Source organism: Streptomyces sp. NRRL F-5122 (assembly GCF_001507435.1).
GTDB classification, from domain to species: Bacteria; Actinomycetota; Actinomycetes; order Streptomycetales; family Streptomycetaceae; genus Streptomyces; species Streptomyces lannensis.
On sequence record NZ_LMWH01000093.1, the window covers coordinates 109,042 to 133,807 of the forward strand.

A 24,766-nucleotide genomic window follows, 5' to 3' on the forward strand; every position below is an offset into this window, starting at 1 on the left:
GCTCTACGAGCCGCCGTCGGTGAGGTCGAGCGCGTAGGACGGCCACCACTGCCCGGCCTTCGGGCCGCCCTTGCACGTGCCGTCCGACTCGCCCGGACGCTTCACCCACAGGTAGGCGTCCACCAGCGGGTCAGCCGTGTCGGTCGTCGGGGCCTCGCCCAGGGCGCGGCCCGGCGGATTGCACCACCGCTCCTGTGGATCCCCGCCCGTGTAGGGACCGTTGCCGTTGCGGCTGGTGTCGATCACGAACGGCTTGCCGCCGATCCTCGCCGACAACTGCTTGCCGTACCCGGTCGAATCCTGTGTCGAGTAGAAGTTGGAGACGTTCACCGCGAAGCCGTCCGCCTGCTCGACACCCGCCCGCTGGAGGGGCTCGAAGATCCGGTCGGCGTGCTGCCAGCCCGCGTTGCCCGCGTCCAGGTACACCTTGGCGTTCTTCAGCGCCTTGAGCGTGGTGATCGCCCCCTTGAGCAGGTCGTACCGCTCCTCGTGGAACTCGGCCGGGGTGCAGCCGTCCACCATGTGCAGCACCGCGTCCGGCTCCAGGACCACCATCGCCCGCCGGTCCCCGATCCCGCGGGCCACGCCGTCGATCCACGCCCGGTACGCGCCGCCGTCGGCCGCGCCGCCCTGCGAGAACTGGCCGCAGTCGCGGTGCGGGATGTTGTAGAGGACCAGGAGTGCCGTACGGTCCGCCCTCGCCGCGGCCTCGGTGAACCCCCGCGCCTCCTGCGCCGGGTTCTCCGGGCCGATCCACTCCCCCGTCGGCTGCTCGGCGATCCTTCTTATCCGGTCCGCCTCGGCCGCCCTGCCGGCCTTCTCGTACGCGGCGACCTGCCGGGCCGCGTTCCCTTCCGGGTTGACCCAGAACGGGTCCGAAGCCTTCGGTTGCTGGGTGACGGTCCCGCTCGGGCGCTCTTTGCGGTCCTCCCCGTTCCCGGCGGAGGAACACCCGGCCAGCAGCAGCGCGGCCCCCACCGCCGCCGCCGCCGCGGCCCGCGGCCCCCCACCCCTCGTCCCGTACATCCAACTCCCCCTTGGGTGTACCACTTTGGGCGTTCCGCCTTACCCCCCAATCCTGACATACCCGTCGCGTCCCGCCCATGAGATCGCGCGGCTGTTGCCCGAGACCTGTGGCCGCGTCACCGGCCCACGCCCGTCAGATACGCCGACACCACCACGTTCGCCGAGTAGGTGTGCCTCGCCCGGTCGTAGCTCCCGCCACAGGTGATCAGCCGGAGTTCGGCCCGTCCCGGCTCCCGCGGGCCGTACGCCTGCCGGGCGTCGAAGGTGTCGCGGGCAAGGACCTTGACGTCCTCCACGGTGAACCGGGCGACCCGGCCGTCGTCACGGGCCACGCGCACCACCGCGCCCGGCCGCAGACCGCTCAGCCGGTGGAACACCGCCGGTTTGCTCTCGGTGTCCACATGCCCGACGAACAGCGCGGTCCCGGCGACCCCCGGTGCCACTCCCGCCTGGTACCACCCGACCGCGCCCGGCTGGTCGTAGGACGGCGGATCCACCGCTCCCCGCCCGTCCAGGCCCCGCGGCACGACCGGCGCCTGCACCCCTATGTCGGGGATGTCGACGCGCAGCGGTGCCGCCTGACTCAACGGTGTGGCGGCAGACGGCAGTTCGGTCTGCGGGGGACGTCCTACGGCGGCCATGTCGCCGGTCATGGGCGCGGAGATCCCCTGGCGCACATCGGTGATCTCACTCCCCCACTGCCACAGCCCGAGCAGCAGGACCACCCAGGCGAGCCCCATCAGCAGTCGTCCGGTGCCGCAGGATCGTTCGTCTCTGGCCATGCTTCACTCCGTGTCGCGACTGCGGCGGACACCCCGGGCGACGACTGCGGCGAACGCGACGCCCGCAAGAAGGAGCCCGAAGACCGCATGCCAGGTGCCGGGTGCCGCGACCCGGGCGTCCGAGGGGGAGGCGTTCGAGGTGCCGCCGCCGCCCGCCTGGACCGGCGCGGTGGGCGAGGAGGGCGCGGACGGCGTGGCCGTGGTGGTGGGGAACGCCTGGGCGCTCACGCTCGCGCTCGGGGCGGCCGTGGCGGCCGGCGACGGGGGCGCCGACGGCCCGGCCACGGTGATCATGCCCTTGATCTCCTGGCCGTCGCAGTCGACGGTGACGGCGTGAGGGCCCACGGTCGACGAGGAGCGGATGCGGGTGTCGCCGGTCAGCGTGCCGTCCTCACCGACGAGCCGTGTGTCCGCGACGAAGGCGTCGGACACCGCGGTGCCCGACGTACCGGCACAGCCCCGCACGGACAGCCTGACGTCGGTACCGGGCGTGGGGATCGCAGGGGTCAGCCAGACACCCTGCTCGTCCGCCGCGTGCGCCGTGGGCGCAAGGGCGGCCGCGACGGCGACCACCGCACAGAGAGTGAGCCGTAGTGAGCCCATCGTGAACCTCCCGATACCAGGAGGTTCTCTCGTCGGGCACTCGGGCGCATCCGGACGGGGCCCGCCACTACTCCGTTGGAGGGTCGGCCCCGGTGCCGGTCAGACGATGTCGACCAGGTCCGCGATGGAGTCCACGACATGGGAGGGACGGAAGGGGAACCTGTCGATCTGCTCCCGCGTGGTCAGTCCGGTGAGCACCAGGAACGTCTGCATTCCAGCCTCCATACCGGCCAGTACGTCGGTGTCCATGCGGTCGCCGATCATCGCGCTGGTCTCGGAGTGGGCCCCGAGTGTGTTCAGGCCGGTCCGCATCATGAGCGGGTTCGGCTTGCCCGCGAAGTACGGCTTCTTGCCGCTCGCCTTGGTGATCAGCGCGGCGACGGCGCCGGTGGCGGGCAGCGGGCCCGCGGGCGAGGGGCCGGTCTCGTCGGGGTTGGTGCCGATGAACCGCGCCCCGTTCTTGATCAGCCGCACCGCCGTGGTCATGGCCTCGAAGGAGTAGGTTCGGGTCTCGCCGAGCACGACGTAGTCCGGGTCCTGGTCGGTCAGGACATAGCCGATGTCGTGCAGCGCCGTGGTCAGCCCGGCCTCCCCGATCACGTAGGCCGAGCCGCCGGGGCGCTGGTCGTCCAGGAACTGGGCGGTGGCCAGCGCCGAGGTCCAGATGTTCGCCACCGGTACCTCGAGACCCATGCGGCTCAGGCGGGCGTGCAGATCGCGCGGGGTGTAGATCGAGTTGTTGGTCAGGACCAGGAAGGGCTTGCCGGACTCACGCAGCTTCTTGAGGAACGCGTCGGCACCGGGGATCGGAACACCCTCGTGAATGAGCACACCGTCCATGTCGGTGAGCCATGACTCGATGGGCTTGCGCTCTGCCATCTGCGATCTCCTGCCGTACGTCTCGCTGCGTGAGTCCCAGCGTAGCGATCAGCTGTTCGTGGCGGATTTCCAGTCGTCGACGTAGGACTGAAGGTTCTTGTCGATGTCGGACCAGTCCGGCTCGAAGACGTCGACGCCGTCCATCAGTTTGGTGAGGGCGATGGCGTTGGCGTCGGTGGTCTTGACGTCCGTGCGGGCGCTGAAGCCGCCGCCGATCTCGCTGACCTGTTGCTGCGCCGTCTGGCCGAGCATGTAGTCGAGGAGCTTCTTGCCGTTCTCGCTGTGCGGGGCCTTGCCGATGAGGCCGGCCGCGTACGGCAGCGCGAAGGTGGTCGCCTTGCCGCCCTGGGTGGCCGGGAACCAGATGCCGAGGTTCGGCATGGACTTGGACTGGGCGAAGTTCATCTGGACGTCACCGTTGGCGACGAGGAGTTCGCCCTTGTCGACCTTGGGCGCGAGCTTGCCCGTGGAGGCCGACGGGCCGACGTTGTTGGCCTGGAGCTTCTTCAGGTAGTCGAGCGCAGCCTGCTTGCCGCCGAAGTCGTGCATCGCCTTGACCAGCACGGCGGTTCCGTCACCGGCGACACCCGGGGTGGAGTACTGGAGCTTCTCCTTGTACTTGGCGTCCAGCAGTTCCTCCCAGGTGGTGGGGGCCTGCTTCAGCTCCTTCTTGTTGTAGACGAACCCGAAGTAGTTGTTGACGACGGAGGTCCAGGTGCCGTCCTCCGCCTTGTCGGCACCGGAGACCTGGTCGGAGCCCTGGGGCGCGTACTTCGCCAGGAGTCCCTTGTCGTCGGCCTGCTGGATGAAGGGGGGCAGCGTGACGATCACATCGGCCTGGGGGTTGCTCCGCTCGCGCAGGGCGCGCTGGACCACCTCGCCCGAGCCGCCCTCGACGTACTCGACCTTGATTCCGGTCTGCTTCTCGAAGTCCTTGAAGACACGGTCGTACCAGCCGTCGCCGTTCTCGCCCTTGAGGCCGTCCGCGCTGTAGACGGTGACGGTCTTGGCGTCGGCAGCGGAGGAGTCGCCTCCGCAGGCGGTGAGGGATCCGGCGAGGACCAGGCTGCCGAGGACGGCGGCGATCGGCTTGGCGGTGTTCGTGGGCATGGCGAGATGAACTCCTTGCGGGAAAAGGGTGATTCGGGTGGTCGGGACGGTCAGCGGTAGGAGGCCCGGGTGCGGATACGTGCCACGGCGAACAGGACGAGCAGGGTGGCCGCCATGAGGACGACCGCAAGGGCCGATCCGGTGAACAGCGAGCCCCGGTCGGTGGCGGCGTAGATCTGTACCGGCAACGGGACCCAGTCAGGCGGATAGAGCATCATCGTGGCGCTCAACTCGCCCATGGACAGGGCGAAGCAGAGACCCGCGGCGGCCGTGAGGGACGGCAGCAGCAGTGGCAGCCGTACCCGCCACAGGACGTATGCGGGCCGGGCGCCGAGCGAGGCCGCGGCCTGCTCGTAGGCGGGGTCGAGGCGGAGTACGGCCGCGGAGACGGACTGGTAGGCGAAGGCCGTGACGAGCACGGTGTGGGCGAGAATCACGATCCACCGGGTGCCGTTGAGCAGCACGGGGGGCTGAGAGAAGGCGACGAGGACCGCGAGCCCGACCACGACCGAGGGCACGGCGACGGGCAGTACGAACAGGGCGTCCAGCACCCGGCGCAGGGGCCGGGGCAGAGCATGCGCGCCGAGCGCGCCCCAGGTACCCACGGCGAGCGCGAGCAGGCTCGCGGTCACCGCGGTGACCAGGCTGGTGATCAGCGCCTGGAGCGATTCGCCGCTGGTGGCGGCGGTGTAGTGGGCGGTCGTGAAATCGGAGGGAAGCACGCCCGACCAGTGCCCGGCGAACGAGGCCGCGAGGATGACGAGCAGGGGCAGGGCGAACAGGGGGAGGAAGAGGAGGAGGAAGAGCACCCACAGGGTCCACTTCCCGGTGCGGCTATGCACCAGCACGGCGGCTCACCACCCGGTAGAGGCCGTACAGGCCCACGGAGACGAGGACGTTGACGACGGCGACCACACAGGCGCCCGGGTACTCGGACTCCAGGATCGCCTTGCTGTAGACGAGCATCGGCAGGGTGGTGACGCCCTTGGCCCCGGTGAACAGCACGATGCCGAACTCGTTCAGGCACAGCACCAGGACGAGGCCTCCGCCGGCGGCGAGCGCGGGCAGCGCCTCCGGGAGGATCACCCGCCCCACGATCTGCCCGGGCCGCGCGCCGAGTGACGCGGCGACCTCCACCTGCGCGGTGTCGAGCTGGGAGAAGGCGGCCAGCAGGGGGCGCATCACGAAGGGCGTGAAGTAGGTGACCTCCGCGAGGAGGATGCCCCAGGGAGTGGTGAGGAACCGGAAGGGTCCGGACGCCGCGCCGGTCACCTCGGTCCACAGTCCGTTGGCCATGCCCACGGTGCCGTACAGGAAGAGGAGGGCGAGCGTGATGAGGAAGGAGGGGAAGGACAGGAACACGTCGACGAACCGCGCGACGGCCTTCGCGCCGGGGAACGGAACGAAGGCGATGACCAGCGCCAGGAAGAACCCGAGGACAAGGCAGCAGGCGGTGGCGGCGAGCGCCAGCCAGACCGTGGTCCACAGGGCCTCACGGAACGCGACGGAGCCGAGGACATCGGTGTACGGCTGGAGGGAGGTGCCGCCGGTGTCGGGCCGGAAGGACTGCCGGACGACGAGGGCGAGCGGATAGAGGAACGCGGCGGCGAGCAGGAGCGCGGGAGGCAGCGCCCACGTCAGGCGCCTAGTCACGGCTGACCCCAGCGGCCAGCAGCACCGCGTCCTCGGGGGCGAAATGCATCTCCACCGCCTCGCCGGGCGCCGGCGGGCGCCGCAGCTCGCGCACGTCGGCCATGACCCGGTGGCCGCCCACGTCCACGTACAGACGGTGGGTGGCCCCGCGCCACTGGATCTCGCCCACGACCCCGGCCAGCCGGTTGGGGCCGGGTCCGAGCCCGACGAGGTGCGGCCTGACGCACAGGGTCGCCGCGGCACCCTTCGCCACCCCCTGTGTGTCCACCTGCAGCTCGACCCCGTCGAAGGCGACGCCCGTCGACCCGACGGTCACCGGCAGCAGGTTCGCGTTGCCCACGAAGGACGCCGTGAACTCGGTGCGCGGCGCCCGGTACAGCTCGCGTGGCGTGCCGACGTCCTGCAACCGCGCCCGGTCCATCACCGCGATGCGGTCGGCCAGCGTCAGCGCCTCGACCTGGTCGTGCGTGACGTACAGGATCGTCACGTCCGGCAACTCCCGGTGCAGCCGAGCCAGTTCGGCCAGCATGCCGGAGCGCAGCCGGGCGTCCAGGGCGGACAGCGGCTCGTCGAGGAGGAGCACGCCGGGGCGTACGGCGAGCGCGCGGGCGATGGCGACCCGCTGCTGCTGGCCGCCGGAGAGCTCGCGCGGATAACGGCGCCCGTACTCCCCCATCCCGGTCATCTCCAGGGCCTCGGCGACCCGTGCGGGGATCTCCCGCCGGGGCACCTTCTGCGCTCTGAGGCCGAACGCGACGTTGTCCGCGACCCGCATGTGCGGAAAGAGCGCGTACTGCTGGACGACCATTCCGATGCCGCGCCGGTGGGGCGGCAGCCCGGTGACGTCCCGGCCACCGAGGAACACGCGTCCCGAGGCCGGGCGAACGAATCCGGCGACGGCCCGCAGCGCGGTCGTCTTCCCGGATCCGGACGGGCCGAGCAGCGCCATCACCTCGCCCGGTTCGACGGTGAGGTCGAGCGCGTCGAGCACGGTGGTCCCGTCGTACGCGACCGACACCCTCTCGAAGCGTATGCCGGTCATTCCTCCTCGGCCCCCCTCAGCAGGGAGGGGAGGCCGGTCACGGAGGCGAGCACGTGGGTGGCCCCGGCGGCCTGCAGCGCGTCGCGGTCGTGGGCGCCGGTGAGTACCCCGGCCACCAGGCCCGCCCCGGCCCGGACGCCGCTGAGCATGTCGTACGAGGTGTCACCGGCCACCGCGATCTGCCGCACGTCCTCGGCCGCCCCGGTGCGCAGGAAGGCCTCGAGCGCCATGTCGGGGTACGGCCGCCCGCGGCCTCCCGCGTCGGCCGGGCACAGGGTGAGCGGGACCAGCCCCCGCCACCCGAGGGCGTCGAGGATCGCGTCCTGGGTGACGCGGGCGAATCCGGTGGTGAGCACGACGGTCCGCCCGTCGGCCATCAGTTCCTCGACGGCGGCGCGGGCGCCCGGGATCTCGTGGACGTGGCCGTCGTCGACCAGTTCGCCGTAGGCCTTCTCGAAGGCGGAGTTGGCCCGGCGGGCGAGGGACTCCTCGCCGAACAGATGCCGGAAGACGGAGATCTTCGACTCGCCCATGGTGGCCCGGACGTAGGCCACCTTCTCCGCGTGGTCGGCGGAGCCCGGCTCCACACCCAGCTCGGCGGCGGCAGCGGCGAAGGCCTGTTCGACGAGTCCGCCGTCGGCGACGGTGGTGCCGGCCATGTCCAGGACGACAAGACGTATGTCGGTCATGAGGTGGTTCACCAACCCAAATCGTTCGCGGTGGTCTCGGCGATCGCGGGTGCGCAGGTCATACCGCGCCCGCCGGGCCCGGTGACCAGCCACACCCCCTCGCGGACCTGCTGGCGGTGCACGACCCGACCGGGGTCGGTGCACTGCGCGTACACCCCCGCCCAGCGGTGGCGGATCCTCGGCAGCGGCCGGCCGAGGAAGCCCTCGACGACTCCGGTCAGGTGCTCGTAGGGCTCTTCGAGCGTGTCGAAGGCGAACGGGTGCTCGTATTCGTGGGTGTCACCGATCGTCAGACCGCCGTCCGCACGCTGCACCATCAGCAGCTGCATGCGATGGGCGGCGGCGGTCGGGGACTGCGGCTGCGTCGCGTCGAGGTGGTCGAGGGCCTCGCCGCGGTAGGCGGGGTAGTAGCGGAAGCTGTCGGCGTCGGCCACCGAGGTGGGCAACGGTTCGCCGAGGGGGTCGGTCTGCATCATCTGCAGCCGCACGCGGCGCACCGGAAGGTCGGGCGCCAGCTCCTTGACCAGTCCGCCGAGCCAGGCGCCCGTGCACAGCACGACGGCGTCCGCCCGGTGCACCTCGCCGTGGTCGTCACGGACCGTGCCGGGGCCGGTGACCTCGCGGACCTCACGGCCCGGCAGGAAGGTGTAGTTCGGGTGGCGCAGCAGCTCGGCGCGCAGCGCGAGCTGGGCGGTGCGCGGTTCGACCGCCGCGTCCCGCTCGCAGTACAGCGCGGCCTCGTACGTCCCGCGCAGGGCGGGATTCAGCGTGCGCGCCTCGGCCGGGGTGAGCAGCTTGTAACCGCGCGCAGCCGCGTCCGGAAGGGACAGCGCGGCCTCGGCGACGGCACGTTCGAGGTCGGTGCGAACGAGCGTCAGCGAGCCGTTGGGGCGAAAGCCCAGCGCGGGCACACGCGCGCCGAGCCCTTCCCACAGCTCCCGGGCGCGAAGGGCCGTTTCCAGCTCCTCGCCGGCGGCGCGGCCACTCACCCAGATCTGCCCGAAGTTGCGCAGCGAGGCACCCCGGGCCTCGGTCTCCCGCTCGATCTGTACGACCTCGTGGCCGCGTTCCACTGCTTGCCAGGCGTGCATCGTACCCACCACGCCGGCTCCGACGACTGTCACTCTCACGACGACCACGCTCCTCGGGTTCGGGAAATCGGAAGGATCCGTTCGGCATCCGGATGGTGAACCACCCTTCAAGTTTGGGCTAGACCCGTTATCTTTACGTTATAAAAAACGGACGGGTCCCAGGACCCTCCCGGTGCGTCCGTCAGCCGCCCAGATGTGCCGTGAAGGAGAACCGGTCCCCTCGGTACAGCGTCCTGACCCGCTCCAGCGGCCGCCCCAGCGTGTCGCGGGAGACTCGGTGGATCAGCAGCATCGGCAGGGCCGGTGGAGTCCCGATGAGCAGGGCCTCGCGCGGTGCGGCCAACACCGTCTCGATGCGTTCGTCCGCGTCGCCGAAGACGATGCCCTGTTCGTGGAGGTAGCTGTAGAAGGAGGAGTCGGGGTCGAAGTCGGTGTCCAGCCGCGGCACCCGCGCCACCGCCACGTAGGTGCTCTCCAGGCCGACGCGCTCGTCGTCGGCGAGCAGCACGCGCTCCATGTGCCAGACCGGTTCGCCTCGGGTGAGGCCGACGTCGGCGGCGAGGGTGTCGTTGCAGGGGAAGCGGTCGAGGGTGATGAGGCCACGGCCGGGGGTGCGCCCCTGCCGGCGGACGCCCTCGGTGTAGCTGGCCAGGGACAGCGGCTGCTCCAGCTTGGGTCCCGCGACCACCGTTCCCCGTCCCTGCCGCCGCAGCTTCCCCTCCAGGAGCAGATCGCGCAGCGCCTGCCGTACGGTCTCGCGCGCGACGTCGTACCGCTCGGACAGATCGCGTTCGGTGGGCAGCAGCCCGCCCTCGCCCAACTCCTCGACGAGCGCGGCGATCCGGGCCTTCACCGCGTAGTACTTCGGGATGCGGCCGTGCTCGGGGATGCCGGAGCGGATGGGGGCACCTGGGTCCTGGTCGTTCGGGTAGTCCACGCATTGATCGTCGCAGACGGACCCGGCCGCGCCGGGAGGGGGCGCCGTCCCGGACCGGCTCAGCGACGCCTGCGGTACAGCAGCACGGGCAGCCCCGCCACGAGGACCGCACCCGCCATGACCAGCAGTCCGGTGGACATCCCGTCCAGTCCGTGCGTCTGCCGGGGTCCGGCGTCGGCCAGCGTGTCCCCGGCCGGGCTGCGCTGAGCGGCGGGTGGCTGCGTCCTCTGCTCGGCCTCCGTGCGTGCACCGGTGGGGCCGCCCGCCGCCTCGACCCGGAACCGGTAGTCGTTCGACTCCCCGACCCAGTCCCCGTCGTTCCCGTGCCGCTGCACGATCGCCGCGTTCGCCACGACGTCGTCCGGCCGGGCGCCGGGGGCCAGCGCCAGCCGCACCTTCACGCTGAGGGTCCGCCCCGGGTCGACCGTGAAGCCCGGAAGGCCGCCGTCGAAGACGCCGACCAGCTCGGCCCGGTCGGTGCGGGTGAAGGCGACCTGGTGCGGACGGCCGCCGTCGAAGAACTCCAGCCGGGGCTGAGCGACCGTCATCGTCCGTGCGGCGTCGACCAGGACGAGCACCGGGTGGATGCTGTCGCAGCGGTGTGCGGTCGTGTTCTTCAGGTCGATGAACCAGGTGTGAGCGGCGCCACCGGACTCGTACGCACCGGGGCCGCCGCGGATACGGGTGGTGAGCGGGAAGGAGGTACCGCTGGTGGCGACGCAGCCGGTCCGCTGATCCGCCGTCAGAGTGATGGCCGAGGCCTGCGGGAGGAGGACGGTGGCGGCCAGGGCGCACGGCACCGCCGGGGCCAGCCGGGGTCGTCGAGACAATCGCATGACACCCATGAACCGGCCATGGGCAACGGCCACCGGAGCACGCCACGCCCTGCCGGCCGGGGTCCGCCGTCCAAGTCCCCTCGATCAGCGCAGTCGCCGTACCGCCGCGCCCGTCTCGCCCCGGCAGGACGGCGCGAGGCCGGGAGTCACCCCTCCGCCCGCCCGAACAGCGGCGCGAGCAGCAGCTGCGCCGCACCTTCCGCGACACCGCGCGCCTCGCCGGGGGCGATCCGTACCGGGACGGCCGTGGCCGACCCCTCGCGCCGGGCTCGGGCGCCGAGGACGGCGCCCACGCCCCGCTCGAAGGCGTCGGGGTGTGCGGCGACCGTGCGGCCGCCGAGAAGGACGAGGTCGATGTCGAGCAGTCCGGCGAGGTTCGCCGCACCCGTGCCGAGCACACGGGCCGCCTCGGCCAGGTCCCCCCGCGCGACGGCGGCGAGGCACAGCGCCTCGATGCACCCGCGGTCGCCGCATCCGCAGCGCGGCCCGTCGAGCTGGACCACCTGATGGCCGAACTCCCCGGCCCCGGTCCGGGCGCCGCGGTGCACGGCCCCGCCGACGACCAGTCCGGCGCCGAGCCCGGTCCCGAGATGCAGATAGGCGAACGACGCGTCGGCGCCCCCGACCGCCCCGCCCAGGGCCAGCCCGAGCGCGGCGGCGTTCGTGTCCTTGTCGACGACCACGGGCATCCCGAGCCGCCGCACCAGTGCGTCGCGCAGCGGGAACCCGTCCCACTCGGGGAATCCGGTGACACGGTGCAGCACACCGCGGGAGTGGTCGAGCGGACCGGGAAGCGCGACACCGACCCCGAGGACGGGCACGGAAGGCCCCGCACCCGCGATGTCCTCCGACGTCCCGGTGCGCTTCGCCACCCCCTCGGACAGCAGGGCCTCCACCTCCCGGGCGGCCCCCTCCACCACGGCGCGGGCACCGGCGCCGAGATCCAGCGGAGCCCGCCGCCCGGCGACCACCGCGCCCGTGAGATCGCACAGCACGGCGCGCAGCTCGTCCCGGTCCAGATGCAGCCCCACGGCGTGCCCGGCGCCGGGCACCAGCCGCAGCACCGTGCGCGGCTTGCCTCCGGTGGAGGCGCGCCGGCCGGCCTCCGTGACGAGTCCGTCCGTACGCAGCCGGACCGTGATCTTGCTGACGGCCTGCGGGGTGAGCCCGGTGCGCTCCGCCAGCTCCAGGCGGCTGATCCCCGGCTCCCCGGCCGTACGCAGCAGATCCAGCACGAGCGCCGTGTTGTGGCTGCGCAGCGCCGGCAGATTCGCTCCGCCGGCCGCGGCCGTCCCGACCCCGAGCCTGACTGCGCCGCCTCCCGCATACGTCCTGTTCACCCGTCCATTCTCCCTCGCGCTTGCACTTTGGCAACAGCGTTGCGAAAGTAGGGGGCATGACTGGTACAGCCCCTGGTACTGACACCCCTCTCCGCGTGGGCCTGGTCGGCTACGGCCTCGCGGGCTCCGTCTTCCACGCCCCGCTGATCTCCGCGACCGAGGGCCTCGTCCTCGACACGGTCGTCACCTCGAACCCCGAGCGGCAGAAGCAGGCCCGCACGGAGTTCCCCGACGTGCGCACCGCCGCCACCGCGGACGAGCTGTGGCCCCGGGCGGACGAGCTGGACCTGATCGTCGTGGCCTCCCCGAACAAGACGCACGTCCCGATCGCGACGGCCGCCCTGGAGGCCGGTCTGCCGGTCGTGGTCGACAAGCCGATCGCGGGCACGGCGGCCGACGCGCGCGAGCTGGCCGGGCTGGCCGAGGCCCACGGCCTGCTGCTCTCCGTCTTCCAGAACCGCCGTTGGGACAACGACTTCCTGACGCTCCGCAAGCTGCTGGCGGAGGGCGAGCTCGGCGACGTCTGGCGCTTCGAGTCCCGCTTCGAACGCTGGCGCCCCCAGCTCAAGGGCGGTTGGCGTGAGTCCGGCGACCCAGCAGAGGTCGGAGGTCTGCTCTACGACCTGGGCAGCCATGTCGTCGACCAGGCGCTGGTCCTCTTCGGCCCGGCCGCCTCCGTGTACGCCGAGTCGGACGTCCGCCGTCCCGGCGCGGAGACCGACGACGACACGTTCATCGCGATCACACACACCAGCGGCGTCCGCTCCCATCTGTACGCCTCCGCCACGACGGCCCAGCTCGGCCCGCGCTTCCGGGTGCTCGGCTCCAGCGCCGGATACGTCAAGTACGGGCTCGACCCGCAGGAGGCCGCGCTGCGCGAGGGCCTGCGCCCCGGACCCGGCTGGGGCCAGGAGCCCGAGCCGCTGTGGGGCCGGATCGGTGCGGGCGAGTCCCCGCTCACCGGCGGCGGCGACCCCGTGCCGACCCTCCCCGGCGACTACCCCGCGTACTACGCGGCGATCGCGAAGGCCCTGCGCGAGGGCGGCCCGGTCCCGGTCACCGCGCACGAGGCGGCCGCGGCGCTGGACGTCCTGGAGGCGGCCCGCCGCTCGGCCCGCGACGGTGTGGTGGTGACGCTGTGAGCACGGCACCGGAGATCGAGGAACTCGAGGCCCAGGAGCGGCGCCTGACGCTCGCCCGCTTCACCCACGACGACGCCTGGTCCCTCGGCACCCTGCTGGTGGAGCTGGCACGGGCCCGCAAGGCGCCGGTCGCGATCGACATCCGTCGCGGCGGGCAGCAGCTCTTCCACGCGGCGCTGCCGGGCTCGACACCTGACAACGACGCCTGGATCGACCGCAAGCGCCGCGTCGTCGAGCGCTACGGCTGCTCCTCCCTGCTGGTCGGCTCCCGCTTCCGGGCGAAGGGCACGACGTTCGAGGAGTCCTCGCGTCTGGACGCCGACACCTACGCGGCACACGGCGGTGCGTTCCCGATCGCGGTCGAGGGCGCCGGAGTGATCGGGACCGTGGTGGTCTCGGGTCTGCCCCAGGTGGAGGACCACGCCCTGGTGGTGGAGGCGCTGGAGAAGTTCACCGAGCTCCGCTAGGGGCCTGGGGAACCGCGCGAGCGGCCGAGCTGCCGTATTCGTCCGGCCTGCCGCACACGCGCGGTTCCCCGCCCCGGCGAAGTCGCTACGCGTCCTTCAGCTCCTGGCGCTGCCTGCCGAGCCCCTCGATCTCCAGCTCGACCACGTCCCCGGCGTGCAGATAGGGCTTGGGGTCCGGCTGCCCGAGCGCGACGCCCGCCGGCGTACCGGTGTTGATGACGTCACCCGGGTACAGCGTCATGAACCGGCTGACGTACCGCACGACTTCGGCGACCGGGAAGATCTGCTCGGCCGTCGTCCCGTCCTGCTTCAGCTCGCCGTTGACCCAGAGCTTCAGCGACAGTCCCTGCGGGTCCGGCACCTCGTCCGCGGTCACCAGCCACGGCCCGAGCGGGTTGAACGTCTCGCAGTTCTTCCCCTTGTCCCACGTCCCGCCGCGCTCGATCTGGAACTCGCGCTCGGAGACGTCGTGCGCCACCGCGTACCCGGCGACATGCGCGAGCGCCTCCTGCTCCGACTCCAGGTAGCGGGCGGTACGGCCGATGACGACCGCCAGTTCGACCTCCCAGTCGGTCTTGGTGGACCCGCGCGGCACGAGCACGGTGTCGTGCGGCCCGACCACCGTGTCCGACGCCTTGAAGAAGATGACCGGCTCGGCGGGCGGCTGGGCGCCGGTCTCGCGGGCGTGGTCGTGGTAGTTGAGCCCGATACAGACGATCTTGCCGATACGGGCGAGCGGCGGTCCGATGCGCAGCCCGTCCGGATCCAGCTCCGGCAGCTCGCCCGACGCGGCGGCGGCGCGGATCCGGCCGAGCGCCGCGTCGTCGGCGAGCAGAGGTCCGTCGATGTCCGGGACGAGACCGGACAGGTCCCGCAGGGTCCCCTCGGCGTCGAGCAGCGCGGGGCGCTCGGCCCCCGCCGTACCGACTCGCAGCAGCTTCATGATCACAATCTCCCTCGATCGCGGCATCCCGGCCGATGGATACGGCCGAGTGCGGCTGGCCCCAGCCATCGGAGGACTGGTCGATCCTCCAAGGTCGACGTCCAGTCCGCAATACCCGGTTCACGGACTGGACCGCACCGCCACGCGGTCAGCGGTACAGCAGCGTCCGCTCGAGCGCGCTCCATGTCGAGCTCGTCACCACGTACAGCGCGGCGGCCAGCGGCACCACCGCCACGGTGACGAGGGTGAAGAAGGACAGGAACGGCGCAACCCGGGTCACCGCCCCGAGTCCGGGAACCTGTCCGGCGTCGCCTGGACGGGCCGGGGCCGGGATCGCGGCCGTCGTCCGCTTCGTACGCCGGTAGTTGTAGGCGGCGACGGCCGCGACGAGCACGAACAAGGCGAGGTAGACGAGCCCGGCCGGTCCGAAGGGGCCGCCGTTGCCGAGCGCGTCGGCCCACCGGTCGCCGAGCGGCGCGGCGAAGAGGCTGTGGGTGAGCAGGTCGTTGCCCTCGCCGCCGATCGTCGTGCTCGAGAAGAGGTGGTAGAGCAGGAAGAAGGCGGGGATCTGGAGCAGGCCGGGCAGCAGACCGGACAGCGGGGAGACGTTCTCCCGCGCGTGCAGCTCGACCACGGCCTTCTGGAACTTCTCGGGGCTGCGGGCATGCTTCGCGCGCAGCTCGGCGATCTTCGGCTGGAGCCTGGCGCGTGCCCGCTGTCCGCGTGCGGCGGCCCGGGACAGAGGGTGGACGAGCAGTCGTACGAGCGCGGTGAACAGGACGATCGCGGCGGCCGCCGCGGAGGCGTGGAAGAGCGGCTGAAGAAGGCCGGCCAGCCGGTCGACCAGATCGGCGAACACGGACATGAACGTGGACATGGGTGAGCCCTCCGGGGGTCTCGTCGTGCCGGGTGTGAAGAGGTGTCGGCATGACGACCCGCGCGGGGTCACACAGGTGGGCGTACGGAACGGACGAGTGTGTGCCCTACGCGGCGGTCGCCGGAAGGGTACGGCCCGGTGCCCGCGGTCGCGTACGGCCCCGGGCGTCCGGGTCCCGCTGCGGCAGGAACGCCGTACGGTGCTCGCGGTCGCGGATGGCCGTGCGCACCAGGGTCGGCGGCACGGCGGGGGCGCTGCGGGCGGCGATCAGCGCGCAGACGGCCAGAGCCGCACCGGCCGCGGCGGTCGCGGCGAAGGCGACGGCGGCGGACAGGCTGCCGGTGTCGAGGAGGGCGACCTGGAGGAGCAGGATCAGCAGCACGACGGTTGGGCGCGGATTCACCGGCATCCGGACCATGGACCGCTCTCCCTCCCCGACCGCTCGCGCCGTCCCGACGGCTGGTGTCCGTTATACAGGCTCGGTCTCCAGCGGCTGCAGCAGCCTCTTCGGCTTCAGCAACGCACGGCTGACCGGATCGGCCGGGTCCCGGTCGAGTCCGGGTCCCGGCATCAGTTCGACGTCCGAGACCGGTACGACGGTTCCACAGGCCGGGCATTCGCCGTAGGGCCCCAGTTCCTGCTCGGTACCGCAGACGGCGTGCCGGAAGGTGCGCAGGTCCGGCTTGTTCAGGAAGTCGCGGCCCCACAGACCGAGCGCCCGCAGGGTGGGCCACAGGGCGAGGCCGCGGGCGGTCAGGACGTACTCGTCCCGCGGCGGTGACTCCTGGTAGCGGCGCTTGTCCAGGATCCCCTCGGCGGTGAGGGTCTGGAGGCGGGCGGCCAGCACGGCACGCGGAATGCCGAGATGGACGAGGAAGTCGTTGTAGCGACGCACGCCGTAGAACGCGTCACGCACGACGAGCAGCGTCCATCGCTCGCCGACGACCTCCAGCGCACGCGCGATGGAGCACTCCTGCGTCGCGTAGTCCTTGCCAAGAGCCATGCACTCCACTGTAGCCAGCTCCCGACCAGTTGGTTCGTTGACCGAATCGACTTTTCCGAAACTTGGTTCAATGACCGAACCCATGCCTGCTACGGTCATGCTCAGCAAGGTTCAGTGAACGAACCTGACTGTCCAACCTCACACCGTTGAACACCTGTCGGTCGAACCCCTGAACCGACCGGCCCCGGAAAGGGCAGGCCATGCCACAGCTGGAACGCACCCAACGGACCGTCGCCGCCACCGGCACGGTCCCCGAGACGCCTCGGGCGACCCCCACCCTCGCCCTGACCAGCGCCGCCACCGCGGTGGCGCTGATGACGTACACCGCGCCGGCCGTCTCGCTTCCCGGCATCGCCGCCGATCTGCACACCGGGGTCTCCGCGCAGGCCTGGCTGCTCAACGGCACCCCCCTCGGCCTGGCCGCCCTGCTCCTGGTGGCCGGCAGCCTCGCCGACGACTACGGCCGCCGCCGGATCTTCGTGGCGGGCACGATCGCCCTCGGCATCACCACCGTGCTCGGCGGCTTCACGACGTCCACCCTGCTCTTCACGCTGGCCCGCATCGCCCAGGGTGCGGCGAGCGCAGCGATCCTCGCCAGCAGCCTCGGCCTGCTGGTGCAGGCCTTCCCGACCCCGAAGGGGCGACTCCACGCGACCGGTGTGTGGGGTGCCTTCGTCAGCGGCGGCATCGCTGTCGGCCCGCTGGTCGCCGGGGCGCTGCCCGGCTGGCGGACGACATACCTGGTCCTCGGCGCCGTGACGCTACTCGTGGCCGCCCTGTCCGCACGCGCCCTCACCGAGTCCCGCGCCCCGCGCGGCGGCCGCCCCGACCTGGTGGGCGCCCTGGTCTTCAGTCTCGCCCTGGTCGCCCTGGTGGCGGCGCTGACACTCGGCCGCGACGGCTGGCTGCGCACCCCGGTGGCGCTGCTGTTCGCGGCGGCCGTCGTCCTGATGGCGGCCTTCGCCCTGGTCGAGCACCGCAACCGCACCCCGATGATCGACCTCTCCCTGCTCCGGCGCCCGCGCTTCCTGGGCTCCGCGGTGGGCGGTCTGTTCACGGGCCTCGCGGTGCTCGGCCTGTTCACCTTCCTGCCCACCCTGCTCCAGCGGACCCTCGGCCTCTCCCCGCTCGACACGGCCTGGCTGTTCCTGCTCTGGTCCGGACTGTCCTTCGTGGTCGCGCTCCAGGCCAAGCGCCTGGCCGGCCGGATCTCGTCGCGCCACCAGCTGGCCCTCGGCTTCGCGCTGCACGCCGCTGCCGTCCTGACCATGCTCGGAGCGGTCGGCTCGGGTTCCTGGACCCGCGTGCTGCCGGGTCTGGTGATCGGCGGTGTGGGCAGCGGGCTGCTCAACGCCGCACTCCCGCTGGTCGCCGTGCAGTCGGTCCCCGCCGAACGGGCCGCGATGGGCTCGGGCGCCCAGCAGACGTTCCGGTACATCGGCTCCTGCGCGGGCGTGGCCCTCACCATCGCCCTGGTGACCTCCGGCGGCGGCTCCCCGGCCCACGGCGCGAACGTCGCCGCGGTCGTCTCGGCGGGGCTGGCCGTGGTGGGCGCACTGGGTGTGCTGGTGCTGCGCGAGCGCTCGTAGCGGTCACCGGGGGCGTGCGGAGGCGAGCACGCCCCACACCACGAGCCGGTACCGGGAGGTGAACTCCGGGGTGCAGGTCGTCAGGGTGAGGTAGTACCCGCGACGGTCGTACCCGTGGGAAGGACTGACGCGGCTGCGCGGCACCGGCGCGATGACGCCTCCGTCCGCCGCCGAGGTCTGGGGCAGCACCTGGTCGACGACGTACGTGTACGTCGCCGACCGCGTCTCCACGACGACGGAGTCCCCGGGCCGCAGCCGGTCGAGGTGTCGGAAGGGCTCACCATGGGTGTTGCGGTGGCCGGCGACCGCGAAGTTCCCCGCCTGCCCAGGCTGGGCGGTGCCCGGGTAGTGGCCGACGTACCCCTTGCTGAGCACACCGGTCTTGCTGATGCCTTCGGCGACGGGGGCGCGCAGGGAGAGCCGGGGGACGGCGAGGACGGCATAGGCCCGGGAGCGCGCGGGACGCGCGGCGACCGCCTGCCGCCGTTGCGGCGGGGTCCCGGTCGTCCCGTTCGCGGCATCGGCCGTCCCCCCGGAGCCGATGCCCCCGGACCCGCTCGGGCCCTCGGGCCCGCCCCATTCCCGCTCCAGCGCCTGCACCTTCCGCTCGGCCCCCTGCCGCGCCTCCCGGTTGGTCCACCACAGTTGGTGCACGACGAGCAGCATGAGCACGACTCCTACGGTGACCAGCAGTTCGCCACCGGACCGGACGAAGCGGTGGCGCACGGCGCGGCGCCGCAGTGCGGCGTGGTGGACGACGGGGATGCGCATGGCGCCGGACGATAAGGGGTGGGGCTCCAAGTAGCCATGAGCGTGCAGAGGTCGGCGCTCCATCACAGCGCTGCCGCGCGCCGGCGGTACGGGCCCCGGACGACCGAGGCCCCTACCCTCTACCGTCCCACCGCTGAAACGGCCGGTGGTCACGGGCGGGCGGACCACCGCCCCGGCCCGGACGTCGGCCTCAGGCGATGCCCTTGACCTCGGGCGAGCAGTCGGGGGTCGTGTTCCTGTCCTTGATCGCGCAGACGACCATCAGGACCTTCTTGCCCTCGATGAGGTTCTTCCTGCTGCCGGTCGAGCAGTTGCCCTTGCCGTGGATCTCGTATGTGACCTGCGTGTTCCCGGTCGCAGGTCCATAGACGGTGGCCCTGATGTAGGTGTTGTCGGCCTTGGTGTCGCAGACCTTGACCTTGTCGCCGTATGCGCCGAACTCGCCCCAGCCCGTGCCCCCCGGGGCATACGTGCGGGGAGTGTCCGTGCCCGCCGAGGCCGGGGTCGTCGCCAGCAGGAAACCGGCGGCGGCCATGGCGGCTACGGAAAGAAACCTGCCCTTCACCCCGTAGAACTCCGTTCTATCGTAGACATGACAAGTTTGATCGTATCCGGAGCCACCGACGGTTGACGCTGAGTCACGATGCCGTGTCGGCTCGCCCGTTCCCTGGTGATCCGGGCTGCCCCGCCCCTCCTGCGGGACGGCTCGGCGGGCTCTCTCCGCCGCCCCTGGCCTGGGATCTCTCTCCTTTCCCGGTCGGCGGCAGTACGGTGTCCCCCATGCGCCCCGACACGCCTGCCGAGAACGTCGACCACAACGCCGAAGCAGCACGCCTGGAGCGGGCTGCCGGACTGTATCCCGAGGACGCGGAACACCTGCTGCTGCAGGCCGCGGCCCATCTGGAACTGGCCGGCGACCGCCCCGGGGCGACGACGCTGTACGACCGGCTGCTCTCGTCCTCCGAGCCGCTCGAGAACCCCCACCTCGTACGAGCCCTCAAGGCGTCGAACCTGTGGGAGTACGACCACGAGGCGGAGGCACGGGCGATCATCGACGGGCTCCGCGCGACCTCCCCCGGGCATCCTGCGCCCTGGCTGATCATCGCGGAATCCCTGGAGTCGCACGACGAGCTGGAGGCGGCCGAGGCGACGTTCACCGAGGGGCTGACGCTGCTGCTCGCCGACCACGCGGAGCCCCCGCACGCCACGCACCCGCTTCTCTACGGCCGCCACCGGGTCCGCCGCATGCTGGGCGCGGCGCACGACGAGTGGGACGGGCTGGCGGACACACTCCACTCCTTGCCGGTCTCCCTGGACGAGCTCCACGACCCCAAGCGGATCTGGTCCCTCGGCTCGGACAACCCCGCGGAGCTCCAGGCGGAGATCGGCCGCCTGCGGGCGGAGCTCGGCGCGTACCGGGAGGCGCTCTCCCGCCCGTTCCCGGTGGCGATACTGCACTGGCCGGAGACCGAACTGCAGGAGCTGGTCTCGGCGTACCCCACGCTGGCCACCGAGTACCCCTCCCGCGAGGAGCACCTGGCGACGATAGAGGAATCACTGCGGGAACTGGCCGCCTCCGGCACGCCGAACCTGGGCATCGTGACGGGCACGGTGCCGTCGTACGAGGCGTTCGCGGCGTCGGAGAGCGCGTCCCCGGCGGAGATCACGCTGCTGCCCCAGTACGCGACGACACTTGCGGCCCGCGGCCGCGCGGTCGCCTGGCCGCCGGAGCGGGGGGCGGGGTGCTGGTGTGTGTCGGGGCGGGTTTATGAGGAGTGCCACGGCGTGGGGTGACCTGCCGCACCGCGTGGTGGGCCCCAGCCCCACGGCAAGCGCTGGGCCGGGGCCGACGGGCCGCCTCCCCCAACACGTAGTAGCCCTGGGCCTTGAGCCTCGGCGGCACGGCCAGATGGCAGTGTCAGTGCTCTCTGTTACACATGAGCACCGCCGTCCGAGCGATCAAGGGAGCCAGCGTGTCCGAGAAGGAGGTCCTGTCCCAGCCCCTCGCGGGTGTGTACGAGGAACTCATCACGCTGCGGTTCGAGCAGAGGCTGAAGGAACTTGCCGACCTCGGCTGGCACCCGTTGAGCGACGCCGTCGGCCCCGAGTCGGTACCCCATGTCCTGGCGCGTCACGTGGCCGGGACGGTACGGCACGTGCTGGAAGGCCTGCCGCCGGAGGAGCGGGTGCATGCCGCCAACCACATCCTGGACTCCATCAGCACCCTTCAGGGGGCACAGGAGTGGGTGGATCTCGTGGCCACCGGTCCCCGTCAACTCCTGGCTCTGACCAAGCAGGAGGCTCCAGGGGTCTTCGCCGTCCGCCCGGCCACGCCCCTCTCCGACACCGCCCTGCTCACCAACTCCCCTGACGACCCCAGCCTCGGATTCGAGTTGCGCGCCGAGTTGGCTACCGCCGACCGAATCGACCTGCTCTGCGCATTCGTGAAGTGGCACGGGCTGCGGATCATAGAGCAGTCCCTCAGGGCAGCCCATGAGCGCGGCGTACCCATACGTGTCATCACGACCACGTACATCGGGGCAACCGAGCGGCGCGCGCTGGACAGGCTGGTGCGGGAGTTCAACGCCCAGGTGAAGGTGAACTACGAGACCCGGTCGACGCGGCTGCACGCGAAGGCCTGGCTCTTCCGTCGCAACAGCGGTTACAACACGGCGTATGTCGGCAGTTCCAACCTCTCCAAAGCCGCGTTGCTGGACGGCCTGGAGTGGAACGTCCGGCTGTCGTCCATCGCCACGCCTGACGTTCTGCGTAAGTTCGATGCCACCTTCGAGGCGTACTGGAGCGACGCGTCCTTCGAGACGTACGACCCGGCGACTGACGGGGACCGGCTCCAGGAAGCGCTGGCCGTTGCGGCAGGCACCTCGTCCAAGACCGCATCGAACCGTGGCATCACGCTGTCCGGCCTTGAGGTACGGCCCTATCCACACCAGCGCGACATGCTGGAGCGGCTGGAAGTCGAGCGTGAGGTTCACGACCGGCATCAGAACCTCCTCGTCGCGGCGACCGGCACCGGCAAAACCGTCATGGCAGCGCTCGACTACAAGCAGTTGCGCAAGAAGCACGGCCGTGACCTGCGACTTCTGTTCGTCGCCCACCGCAAGGAAATCCTCGAACAGTCACTCCGGACATACCAGGATGTCTTGGTCGACGCGAACTTCGGTGAGGAGCTCCACAGTGGAGAGATCCCGGAGCGCTGGACACACGTTTTCGCCAGCGTCCAGTCGCTGAATGCACGCGCCCTGGACCAGATAGCGTCTGATCATTTCGATGTGATCGTGATCGACGAGTTCCACCACGGCACATCACCGACGTATCGGAGCATCCTCGATCACTTCCAACCGCTGGAGCTGCTGGGGCTCACGGCCACCCCCGAGCGCATGGATGGCAAGAACATCCACGACGAGTTCTTCGAGGGCCGGATCGCTGCCGAGATGCGGCTGTGGGAGGCCCTTGAGAACGACCTCCTCAGCCCTTTCCACTACTTCGGCATCAGCGACAACACCGATCTGAGCGCTATTGAGTGGAAGCGTGGCGCCTACGATCCCACCGCACTGAGCAACGTTCTGACCGGCAACGACGCACGGGCACGGCTGGTCGTGAAGGCTGTTGAGGAGAAGGTCGCCGATCCCAGGACCATGCGGGCACTCGGATTCTGCGTCTCCGTCGCACACGCGCACTTCATGGCGGAGTACTTCCGGAGAGCCGGCCTCACCGCAGTGGCCCTCTCGGGAGAGACGCCGCCCGTGGAACGCAGGCAGGCTCTCGCCGACCTCGCATCGGGGGCACTGCAGGTGATCTTTTCCGTCGACCTCTTCAATGAAGGTCTCGACATCCCCGACGTGGACACACTGCTCCTGCTCCGCCCGACCTCCAGCGCGACCGTGTTCCTTCAGCAACTCGGCCGCGGCCTGCGCCGCAGTGACAACAAGGCGGTTCTGACCGTGCTGGACTTCATCGGCCAGCATCGCAAGGAATTCCGCTTCGAGAACCAGTTCCGGGCCCTGACGAACCTGACGCGCAAGCGCCTGCTGGACCACGTCGAGCGTGACTTCCCGCAACTTCCCTCGGGCTGCCAGATCATCCTGGAGGAGAAGGCGAAGCGAGCGATCATCGCCAACATCAAGGACCAGATCGGCGTCAACGTCACCGTGCTGGCCCGTGAGGTGGCCGACTACGCCCAGCCGAAGCTGAGCAACTACCTCTACGAGAGTGGGCGCGAGCTCAAGGAGCTCTACCGGGGCAATGGCAACTCATGGACCGGCCTGCTCCGGCGCTCCGGCCTGTTGAAGGGCGAGGCACCGGAGGGAGAGGCAGCGCTCCTGAAGCGTGTTCCGGCCTTCCTTCACGTCGACGACCCCCTGCGTGTGAGCGCGTACACACGGATGCTGGAGGACGACGCCCCGCCCTACAGCTCTCTCGACGAGCAGCGGCAGGCGTATGCCCGCATGCTCTTCTTCCAGTTCTGGCCCTTGGGTGGCGTCGCCCGCAAGGGGTTCCCGGACTACGACACCGGTTTTGCCGCACTCCGCACTCAGCACGCCGTGCGCAGCGAACTCCGGCAGGTACTGGAGTACAACCTCGCTCATACCGAGCACGTCCCGATTCCCCTCCTCGGGATCGGCGGCCCGCACGGAGTACCCCTGACCATTCACGCCTCTTACACCCGCGAAGAGATCCTCCCCGCGCTTGGTCAGTCCTTCATCGGTGGCTTTATGCCGGGTGACTTCCGCGAGGGTGTGAAGTGGTGCGAGTCCATTTCGACCGATGCACTGCTCATCACCCTGGAAAAGGACGAGAGGGACTTCTCGCCGCAGACTCGGTACCACGACTACGCGCTGAACGACACGCTCTTCCATTGGGAGTCGCAGAACCAGACGTCGGAGACGAGCCCTACCGGCATCCGCTACCAGCGTCATGCCATGGCTGGCAGTCACGTCCTCCTCTTCGTGCGCCGCTACAAGACGAACGACATCGGAGGGGCTCAGCCGTGGATGCTGCTGGGGCCTGCTGAGTACGAGGGCCACAAGGGGAGCAAGCCGATGGCCATTACGTGGCGGCTCAAGCACGAGATCCCGGCGGATGTGTGGGCGTACTCGGCCATCGCAGCCGGCTGATCACCGGGACCGGATCGGGCGAAGCCCGCACGCGCAGGCCCGGTGGACAGCCCCCGCGCAAGGTGGCGGCCGGCCTCCGGGCCCGGTGTGCATCGTCGGTGGGCGCGCAGTCAGGCGAACTGCCCCGGCTGGTAGTCCCCCGCCGGCTGACGGACGATCACGTTCATGCGGTTGTAGGCGTTGATCAGGGCGATGAGGGAGACCAGCGCCGCGAGTTGGTCCTCGTCGTAGTGCTTCGCCGCGTCCGCCCAGGCCTCGTCCGGGACGCCGCCGGCCGCGTCCGCGATGCGGGTGCCCTGTTCGACCAGTTCCAGCGCCGCCCGCTCGGCCTCGGTGAAGACCTTCGCCTCCCGCCAGGCCGCGACCATGTGGAGGCGCTGCGCGGTCTCCCCGGCGGCCGTGGCGTCCTTGGTGTGCATGTCGGTGCAGAAACCGCAGCCGTTGATCTGGCTGGCCCGGATCTTCACCAGCTCCTGGGTCGCGGCCGGCAGGGTCGAATCGGTGATGACCTTGGCCGCCGAGTTGATGTACCGCAGGAACTTGCCGGCGACGGGGTTGGTGTAGAAGTTCAGTCGCGCTTCCATGGTGATCTCCTCGCTGTTTTGATGGTTGCACAGCACTGACGGAACGGCCCGGTGGTGATGTGACAGCGCGACGAAGCCGGCGCATGTGACGTGCGTCTCACGTGCCCACCGGCTCCTCGGGCCCATGGACTGCCTGCCGCCGGTGCACGGCTGTCCGCCTGCCGCACGGGCAGACCGCCGCGGCGCGCCCGGTTCGACCCCGGCTCCAGGGCCTGTCCCGGCACGGGGTTAGCCTCGGTCAGCAGCCGGAACGGCGACCGGGTCGGT

25 protein-coding genes are annotated in these 24,766 nt (G+C 70.9%); 5 read left to right on the forward strand and 20 right to left on the reverse strand.

Features of this window, described 5'->3' with window-relative positions:
* Positions 1-3 precede the first annotated feature (3 nt).
* The 13 genes from ADL25_RS12160 to ADL25_RS12220 all read right to left on the reverse strand — a co-directional run bounded on the left by ADL25_RS12160 (position 4) and on the right by ADL25_RS12220 (position 11,988).
* The gene (locus ADL25_RS12160; protein WP_059127701.1) at positions 4-1,026 is read right to left on the reverse strand and encodes a glycoside hydrolase family 6 protein; all 1,023 of its coding nucleotides are present in this window, start codon (positions 1,024-1,026) and stop codon (positions 4-6) included.
* Positions 1,027-1,142: 116 nt separating this feature from the next.
* Entirely contained in the window at positions 1,143-1,808 is a 666-nt protein-coding gene (locus ADL25_RS12165; protein WP_059127702.1) for a class F sortase, read from the reverse strand.
* Positions 1,809-1,811: 3 nt separating this feature from the next.
* A complete protein-coding gene (locus ADL25_RS12170; protein WP_059127703.1) occupies positions 1,812-2,411 on the reverse strand; it encodes a hypothetical protein in 600 nt (199 codons plus the stop codon).
* A gap of 99 nt (positions 2,412-2,510) precedes the next feature.
* A complete protein-coding gene (locus tag ADL25_RS12175) occupies positions 2,511-3,290 on the reverse strand; it encodes an HAD-IIA family hydrolase (RefSeq protein WP_059127704.1) in 780 nt (259 codons plus the stop codon).
* Between the two features lie 48 nt (positions 3,291-3,338).
* Complete coding sequence (locus ADL25_RS12180) at positions 3,339-4,400, reverse strand: 2-aminoethylphosphonate ABC transporter substrate-binding protein (RefSeq protein ID WP_059127705.1); 1,062 nt, start codon at positions 4,398-4,400, stop codon at positions 3,339-3,341.
* Between the two features lie 50 nt (positions 4,401-4,450).
* Positions 4,451-5,248: an ABC transporter permease gene (locus tag ADL25_RS12185; RefSeq protein WP_059127706.1), complete on the reverse strand. Its 798-nt coding sequence runs from the start codon at positions 5,246-5,248 to the stop codon at positions 4,451-4,453.
* The gene (locus tag ADL25_RS12190) at positions 5,235-6,053 is read right to left on the reverse strand and encodes a 2-aminoethylphosphonate ABC transporter permease subunit (RefSeq protein WP_059127707.1); all 819 of its coding nucleotides are present in this window, start codon (positions 6,051-6,053) and stop codon (positions 5,235-5,237) included. The genes ADL25_RS12185 and ADL25_RS12190 overlap by 14 nt, the downstream gene beginning before the upstream one ends.
* On the reverse strand, positions 6,046-7,095 hold the full coding sequence (locus ADL25_RS12195) for an ABC transporter ATP-binding protein (RefSeq protein ID WP_059127708.1): 1,050 nt from the start codon (positions 7,093-7,095) through the stop codon (positions 6,046-6,048). The genes ADL25_RS12190 and ADL25_RS12195 overlap by 8 nt, the downstream gene beginning before the upstream one ends.
* Positions 7,092-7,784: a phosphonatase-like hydrolase gene (locus ADL25_RS12200; protein WP_059127743.1), complete on the reverse strand. Its 693-nt coding sequence runs from the start codon at positions 7,782-7,784 to the stop codon at positions 7,092-7,094. The genes ADL25_RS12195 and ADL25_RS12200 overlap by 4 nt, the downstream gene beginning before the upstream one ends.
* 8 nt (positions 7,785-7,792) lie before the next feature.
* Positions 7,793-8,914: a TIGR03364 family FAD-dependent oxidoreductase gene (locus ADL25_RS12205; RefSeq protein WP_059127744.1), complete on the reverse strand. Its 1,122-nt coding sequence runs from the start codon at positions 8,912-8,914 to the stop codon at positions 7,793-7,795.
* A gap of 142 nt (positions 8,915-9,056) precedes the next feature.
* Complete coding sequence (locus ADL25_RS12210; protein WP_059127709.1) at positions 9,057-9,812, reverse strand: GntR family transcriptional regulator; 756 nt, start codon at positions 9,810-9,812, stop codon at positions 9,057-9,059.
* Positions 9,813-9,871: 59 nt separating this feature from the next.
* Positions 9,872-10,648 carry a hypothetical protein gene (locus tag ADL25_RS12215; RefSeq protein WP_059127745.1) on the reverse strand — a complete coding sequence of 259 codons (777 nt, stop codon included), beginning with the start codon at positions 10,646-10,648 and terminating at the stop codon, positions 9,872-9,874.
* A 146-nt stretch (positions 10,649-10,794) separates the two neighbouring features.
* Positions 10,795-11,988, reverse strand: a complete 1,194-nt coding sequence (locus ADL25_RS12220) for an ROK family transcriptional regulator (protein WP_059127710.1) — start codon at positions 11,986-11,988, stop codon at positions 10,795-10,797.
* Between the two features lie 56 nt (positions 11,989-12,044).
* Here ADL25_RS12220 and ADL25_RS12225 point away from each other — a divergent pair, with 56 nt between their 5' ends.
* Both ADL25_RS12225 and ADL25_RS12230 read left to right on the forward strand, forming a co-directional pair.
* Complete coding sequence (locus ADL25_RS12225; protein WP_059127711.1) at positions 12,045-13,130, forward strand: Gfo/Idh/MocA family oxidoreductase; 1,086 nt, start codon at positions 12,045-12,047, stop codon at positions 13,128-13,130.
* Positions 13,127-13,597: a heme-degrading domain-containing protein gene (locus tag ADL25_RS12230; RefSeq protein ID WP_059127712.1), complete on the forward strand. Its 471-nt coding sequence runs from the start codon at positions 13,127-13,129 to the stop codon at positions 13,595-13,597. Before ADL25_RS12225 ends, ADL25_RS12230 begins: the two co-directional genes overlap by 4 nt.
* 85 nt (positions 13,598-13,682) lie before the next feature.
* Here ADL25_RS12230 and ADL25_RS12235 read toward each other — a convergent pair whose 3' ends face one another.
* The 4 genes from ADL25_RS12235 to ADL25_RS12250 all read right to left on the reverse strand — a co-directional run bounded on the left by ADL25_RS12235 (position 13,683) and on the right by ADL25_RS12250 (position 16,420).
* The gene (locus ADL25_RS12235) at positions 13,683-14,540 is read right to left on the reverse strand and encodes a fumarylacetoacetate hydrolase family protein (RefSeq protein ID WP_059127746.1); all 858 of its coding nucleotides are present in this window, start codon (positions 14,538-14,540) and stop codon (positions 13,683-13,685) included.
* A gap of 148 nt (positions 14,541-14,688) precedes the next feature.
* Positions 14,689-15,405 (reverse strand): membrane protein insertase YidC, encoded by a 717-nt coding sequence (yidC, locus tag ADL25_RS12240; protein WP_059127747.1) that lies wholly within the window; start codon positions 15,403-15,405, stop codon positions 14,689-14,691.
* Between the two features lie 118 nt (positions 15,406-15,523).
* Positions 15,524-15,835, reverse strand: coding sequence for a DUF6412 domain-containing protein (locus ADL25_RS12245; RefSeq protein ID WP_059127713.1), 312 nt, complete (start codon positions 15,833-15,835; stop codon positions 15,524-15,526).
* A 51-nt stretch (positions 15,836-15,886) separates the two neighbouring features.
* A complete protein-coding gene (locus ADL25_RS12250) occupies positions 15,887-16,420 on the reverse strand; it encodes a winged helix-turn-helix transcriptional regulator (RefSeq protein ID WP_059127714.1) in 534 nt (177 codons plus the stop codon).
* 200 nt (positions 16,421-16,620) lie between these two features.
* On the opposite strand from ADL25_RS12250, the gene ADL25_RS12255 reads away from it, so the two are divergent.
* Complete coding sequence (locus ADL25_RS12255; protein WP_059127715.1) at positions 16,621-18,009, forward strand: MFS transporter; 1,389 nt, start codon at positions 16,621-16,623, stop codon at positions 18,007-18,009.
* A gap of 3 nt (positions 18,010-18,012) precedes the next feature.
* Here ADL25_RS12255 and ADL25_RS12260 read toward each other — a convergent pair whose 3' ends face one another.
* Together ADL25_RS12260 and ADL25_RS12265 are read right to left on the reverse strand one after the other, a co-directional pair.
* The gene (locus ADL25_RS12260; RefSeq protein WP_059127716.1) at positions 18,013-18,780 is read right to left on the reverse strand and encodes a class E sortase; all 768 of its coding nucleotides are present in this window, start codon (positions 18,778-18,780) and stop codon (positions 18,013-18,015) included.
* A 190-nt stretch (positions 18,781-18,970) separates the two neighbouring features.
* Positions 18,971-19,315 carry a hypothetical protein gene (locus tag ADL25_RS12265; protein WP_059127717.1) on the reverse strand — a complete coding sequence of 115 codons (345 nt, stop codon included), beginning with the start codon at positions 19,313-19,315 and terminating at the stop codon, positions 18,971-18,973.
* Positions 19,316-19,560: 245 nt separating this feature from the next.
* On the opposite strand from ADL25_RS12265, the gene ADL25_RS12270 reads away from it, so the two are divergent.
* Positions 19,561-20,574, forward strand: a complete 1,014-nt coding sequence (locus ADL25_RS12270; RefSeq protein ID WP_059127718.1) for a hypothetical protein — start codon at positions 19,561-19,563, stop codon at positions 20,572-20,574.
* Positions 20,575-20,717: 143 nt separating this feature from the next.
* Positions 20,718-23,915 carry a DUF3427 domain-containing protein gene (locus ADL25_RS12275; RefSeq protein WP_079050305.1) on the forward strand — a complete coding sequence of 1,066 codons (3,198 nt, stop codon included), beginning with the start codon at positions 20,718-20,720 and terminating at the stop codon, positions 23,913-23,915.
* 110 nt (positions 23,916-24,025) lie between these two features.
* Here ADL25_RS12275 and ADL25_RS12280 read toward each other — a convergent pair whose 3' ends face one another.
* Complete coding sequence (locus tag ADL25_RS12280; protein WP_059127719.1) at positions 24,026-24,499, reverse strand: carboxymuconolactone decarboxylase family protein; 474 nt, start codon at positions 24,497-24,499, stop codon at positions 24,026-24,028.
* Between the last annotated feature and the right edge of the window lie 267 nt (positions 24,500-24,766).

Coding starts and splice junctions, on each gene's coding strand:
- ADL25_RS12280 (WP_059127719.1), bottom strand. CDS start 24,499: ATGGAAGCGCGACTGAACTTCTACACCAACCCCGTCGCCGGCAAGTTC.
- ADL25_RS12235 (WP_059127746.1), bottom strand. CDS start 14,540: ATGAAGCTGCTGCGAGTCGGTACGGCGGGGGCCGAGCGCCCCGCGCTG.
- ADL25_RS12270 (WP_059127718.1), top strand. CDS start 19,561: ATGCGCCCCGACACGCCTGCCGAGAACGTCGACCACAACGCCGAAGCA.
- ADL25_RS12175 (WP_059127704.1), bottom strand. CDS start 3,290: ATGGCAGAGCGCAAGCCCATCGAGTCATGGCTCACCGACATGGACGGT.
- ADL25_RS12195 (WP_059127708.1), bottom strand. CDS start 7,095: ATGACCGGCATACGCTTCGAGAGGGTGTCGGTCGCGTACGACGGGACC.
- ADL25_RS12260 (WP_059127716.1), bottom strand. CDS start 18,780: ATGCGCATCCCCGTCGTCCACCACGCCGCACTGCGGCGCCGCGCCGTG.
- ADL25_RS12170 (WP_059127703.1), bottom strand. CDS start 2,411: ATGGGCTCACTACGGCTCACTCTCTGTGCGGTGGTCGCCGTCGCGGCC.
- ADL25_RS12255 (WP_059127715.1), top strand. CDS start 16,621: ATGCCACAGCTGGAACGCACCCAACGGACCGTCGCCGCCACCGGCACG.
- ADL25_RS12250 (WP_059127714.1), bottom strand. CDS start 16,420: ATGGCTCTTGGCAAGGACTACGCGACGCAGGAGTGCTCCATCGCGCGT.
- ADL25_RS12160 (WP_059127701.1), bottom strand. CDS start 1,026: ATGTACGGGACGAGGGGTGGGGGGCCGCGGGCCGCGGCGGCGGCGGCG.
- ADL25_RS12225 (WP_059127711.1), top strand. CDS start 12,045: ATGACTGGTACAGCCCCTGGTACTGACACCCCTCTCCGCGTGGGCCTG.
- ADL25_RS12275 (WP_079050305.1), top strand. CDS start 20,718: ATGAGCACCGCCGTCCGAGCGATCAAGGGAGCCAGCGTGTCCGAGAAG.
- ADL25_RS12215 (WP_059127745.1), bottom strand. CDS start 10,648: ATGCGATTGTCTCGACGACCCCGGCTGGCCCCGGCGGTGCCGTGCGCC.
- ADL25_RS12265 (WP_059127717.1), bottom strand. CDS start 19,315: ATGGCCGCCGCCGGTTTCCTGCTGGCGACGACCCCGGCCTCGGCGGGC.
- ADL25_RS12245 (WP_059127713.1), bottom strand. CDS start 15,835: ATGGTCCGGATGCCGGTGAATCCGCGCCCAACCGTCGTGCTGCTGATC.
- ADL25_RS12200 (WP_059127743.1), bottom strand. CDS start 7,784: ATGACCGACATACGTCTTGTCGTCCTGGACATGGCCGGCACCACCGTC.
- yidC (WP_059127747.1), bottom strand. CDS start 15,405: ATGTCCGTGTTCGCCGATCTGGTCGACCGGCTGGCCGGCCTTCTTCAG.
- ADL25_RS12165 (WP_059127702.1), bottom strand. CDS start 1,808: ATGGCCAGAGACGAACGATCCTGCGGCACCGGACGACTGCTGATGGGG.
- ADL25_RS12180 (WP_059127705.1), bottom strand. CDS start 4,400: ATGCCCACGAACACCGCCAAGCCGATCGCCGCCGTCCTCGGCAGCCTG.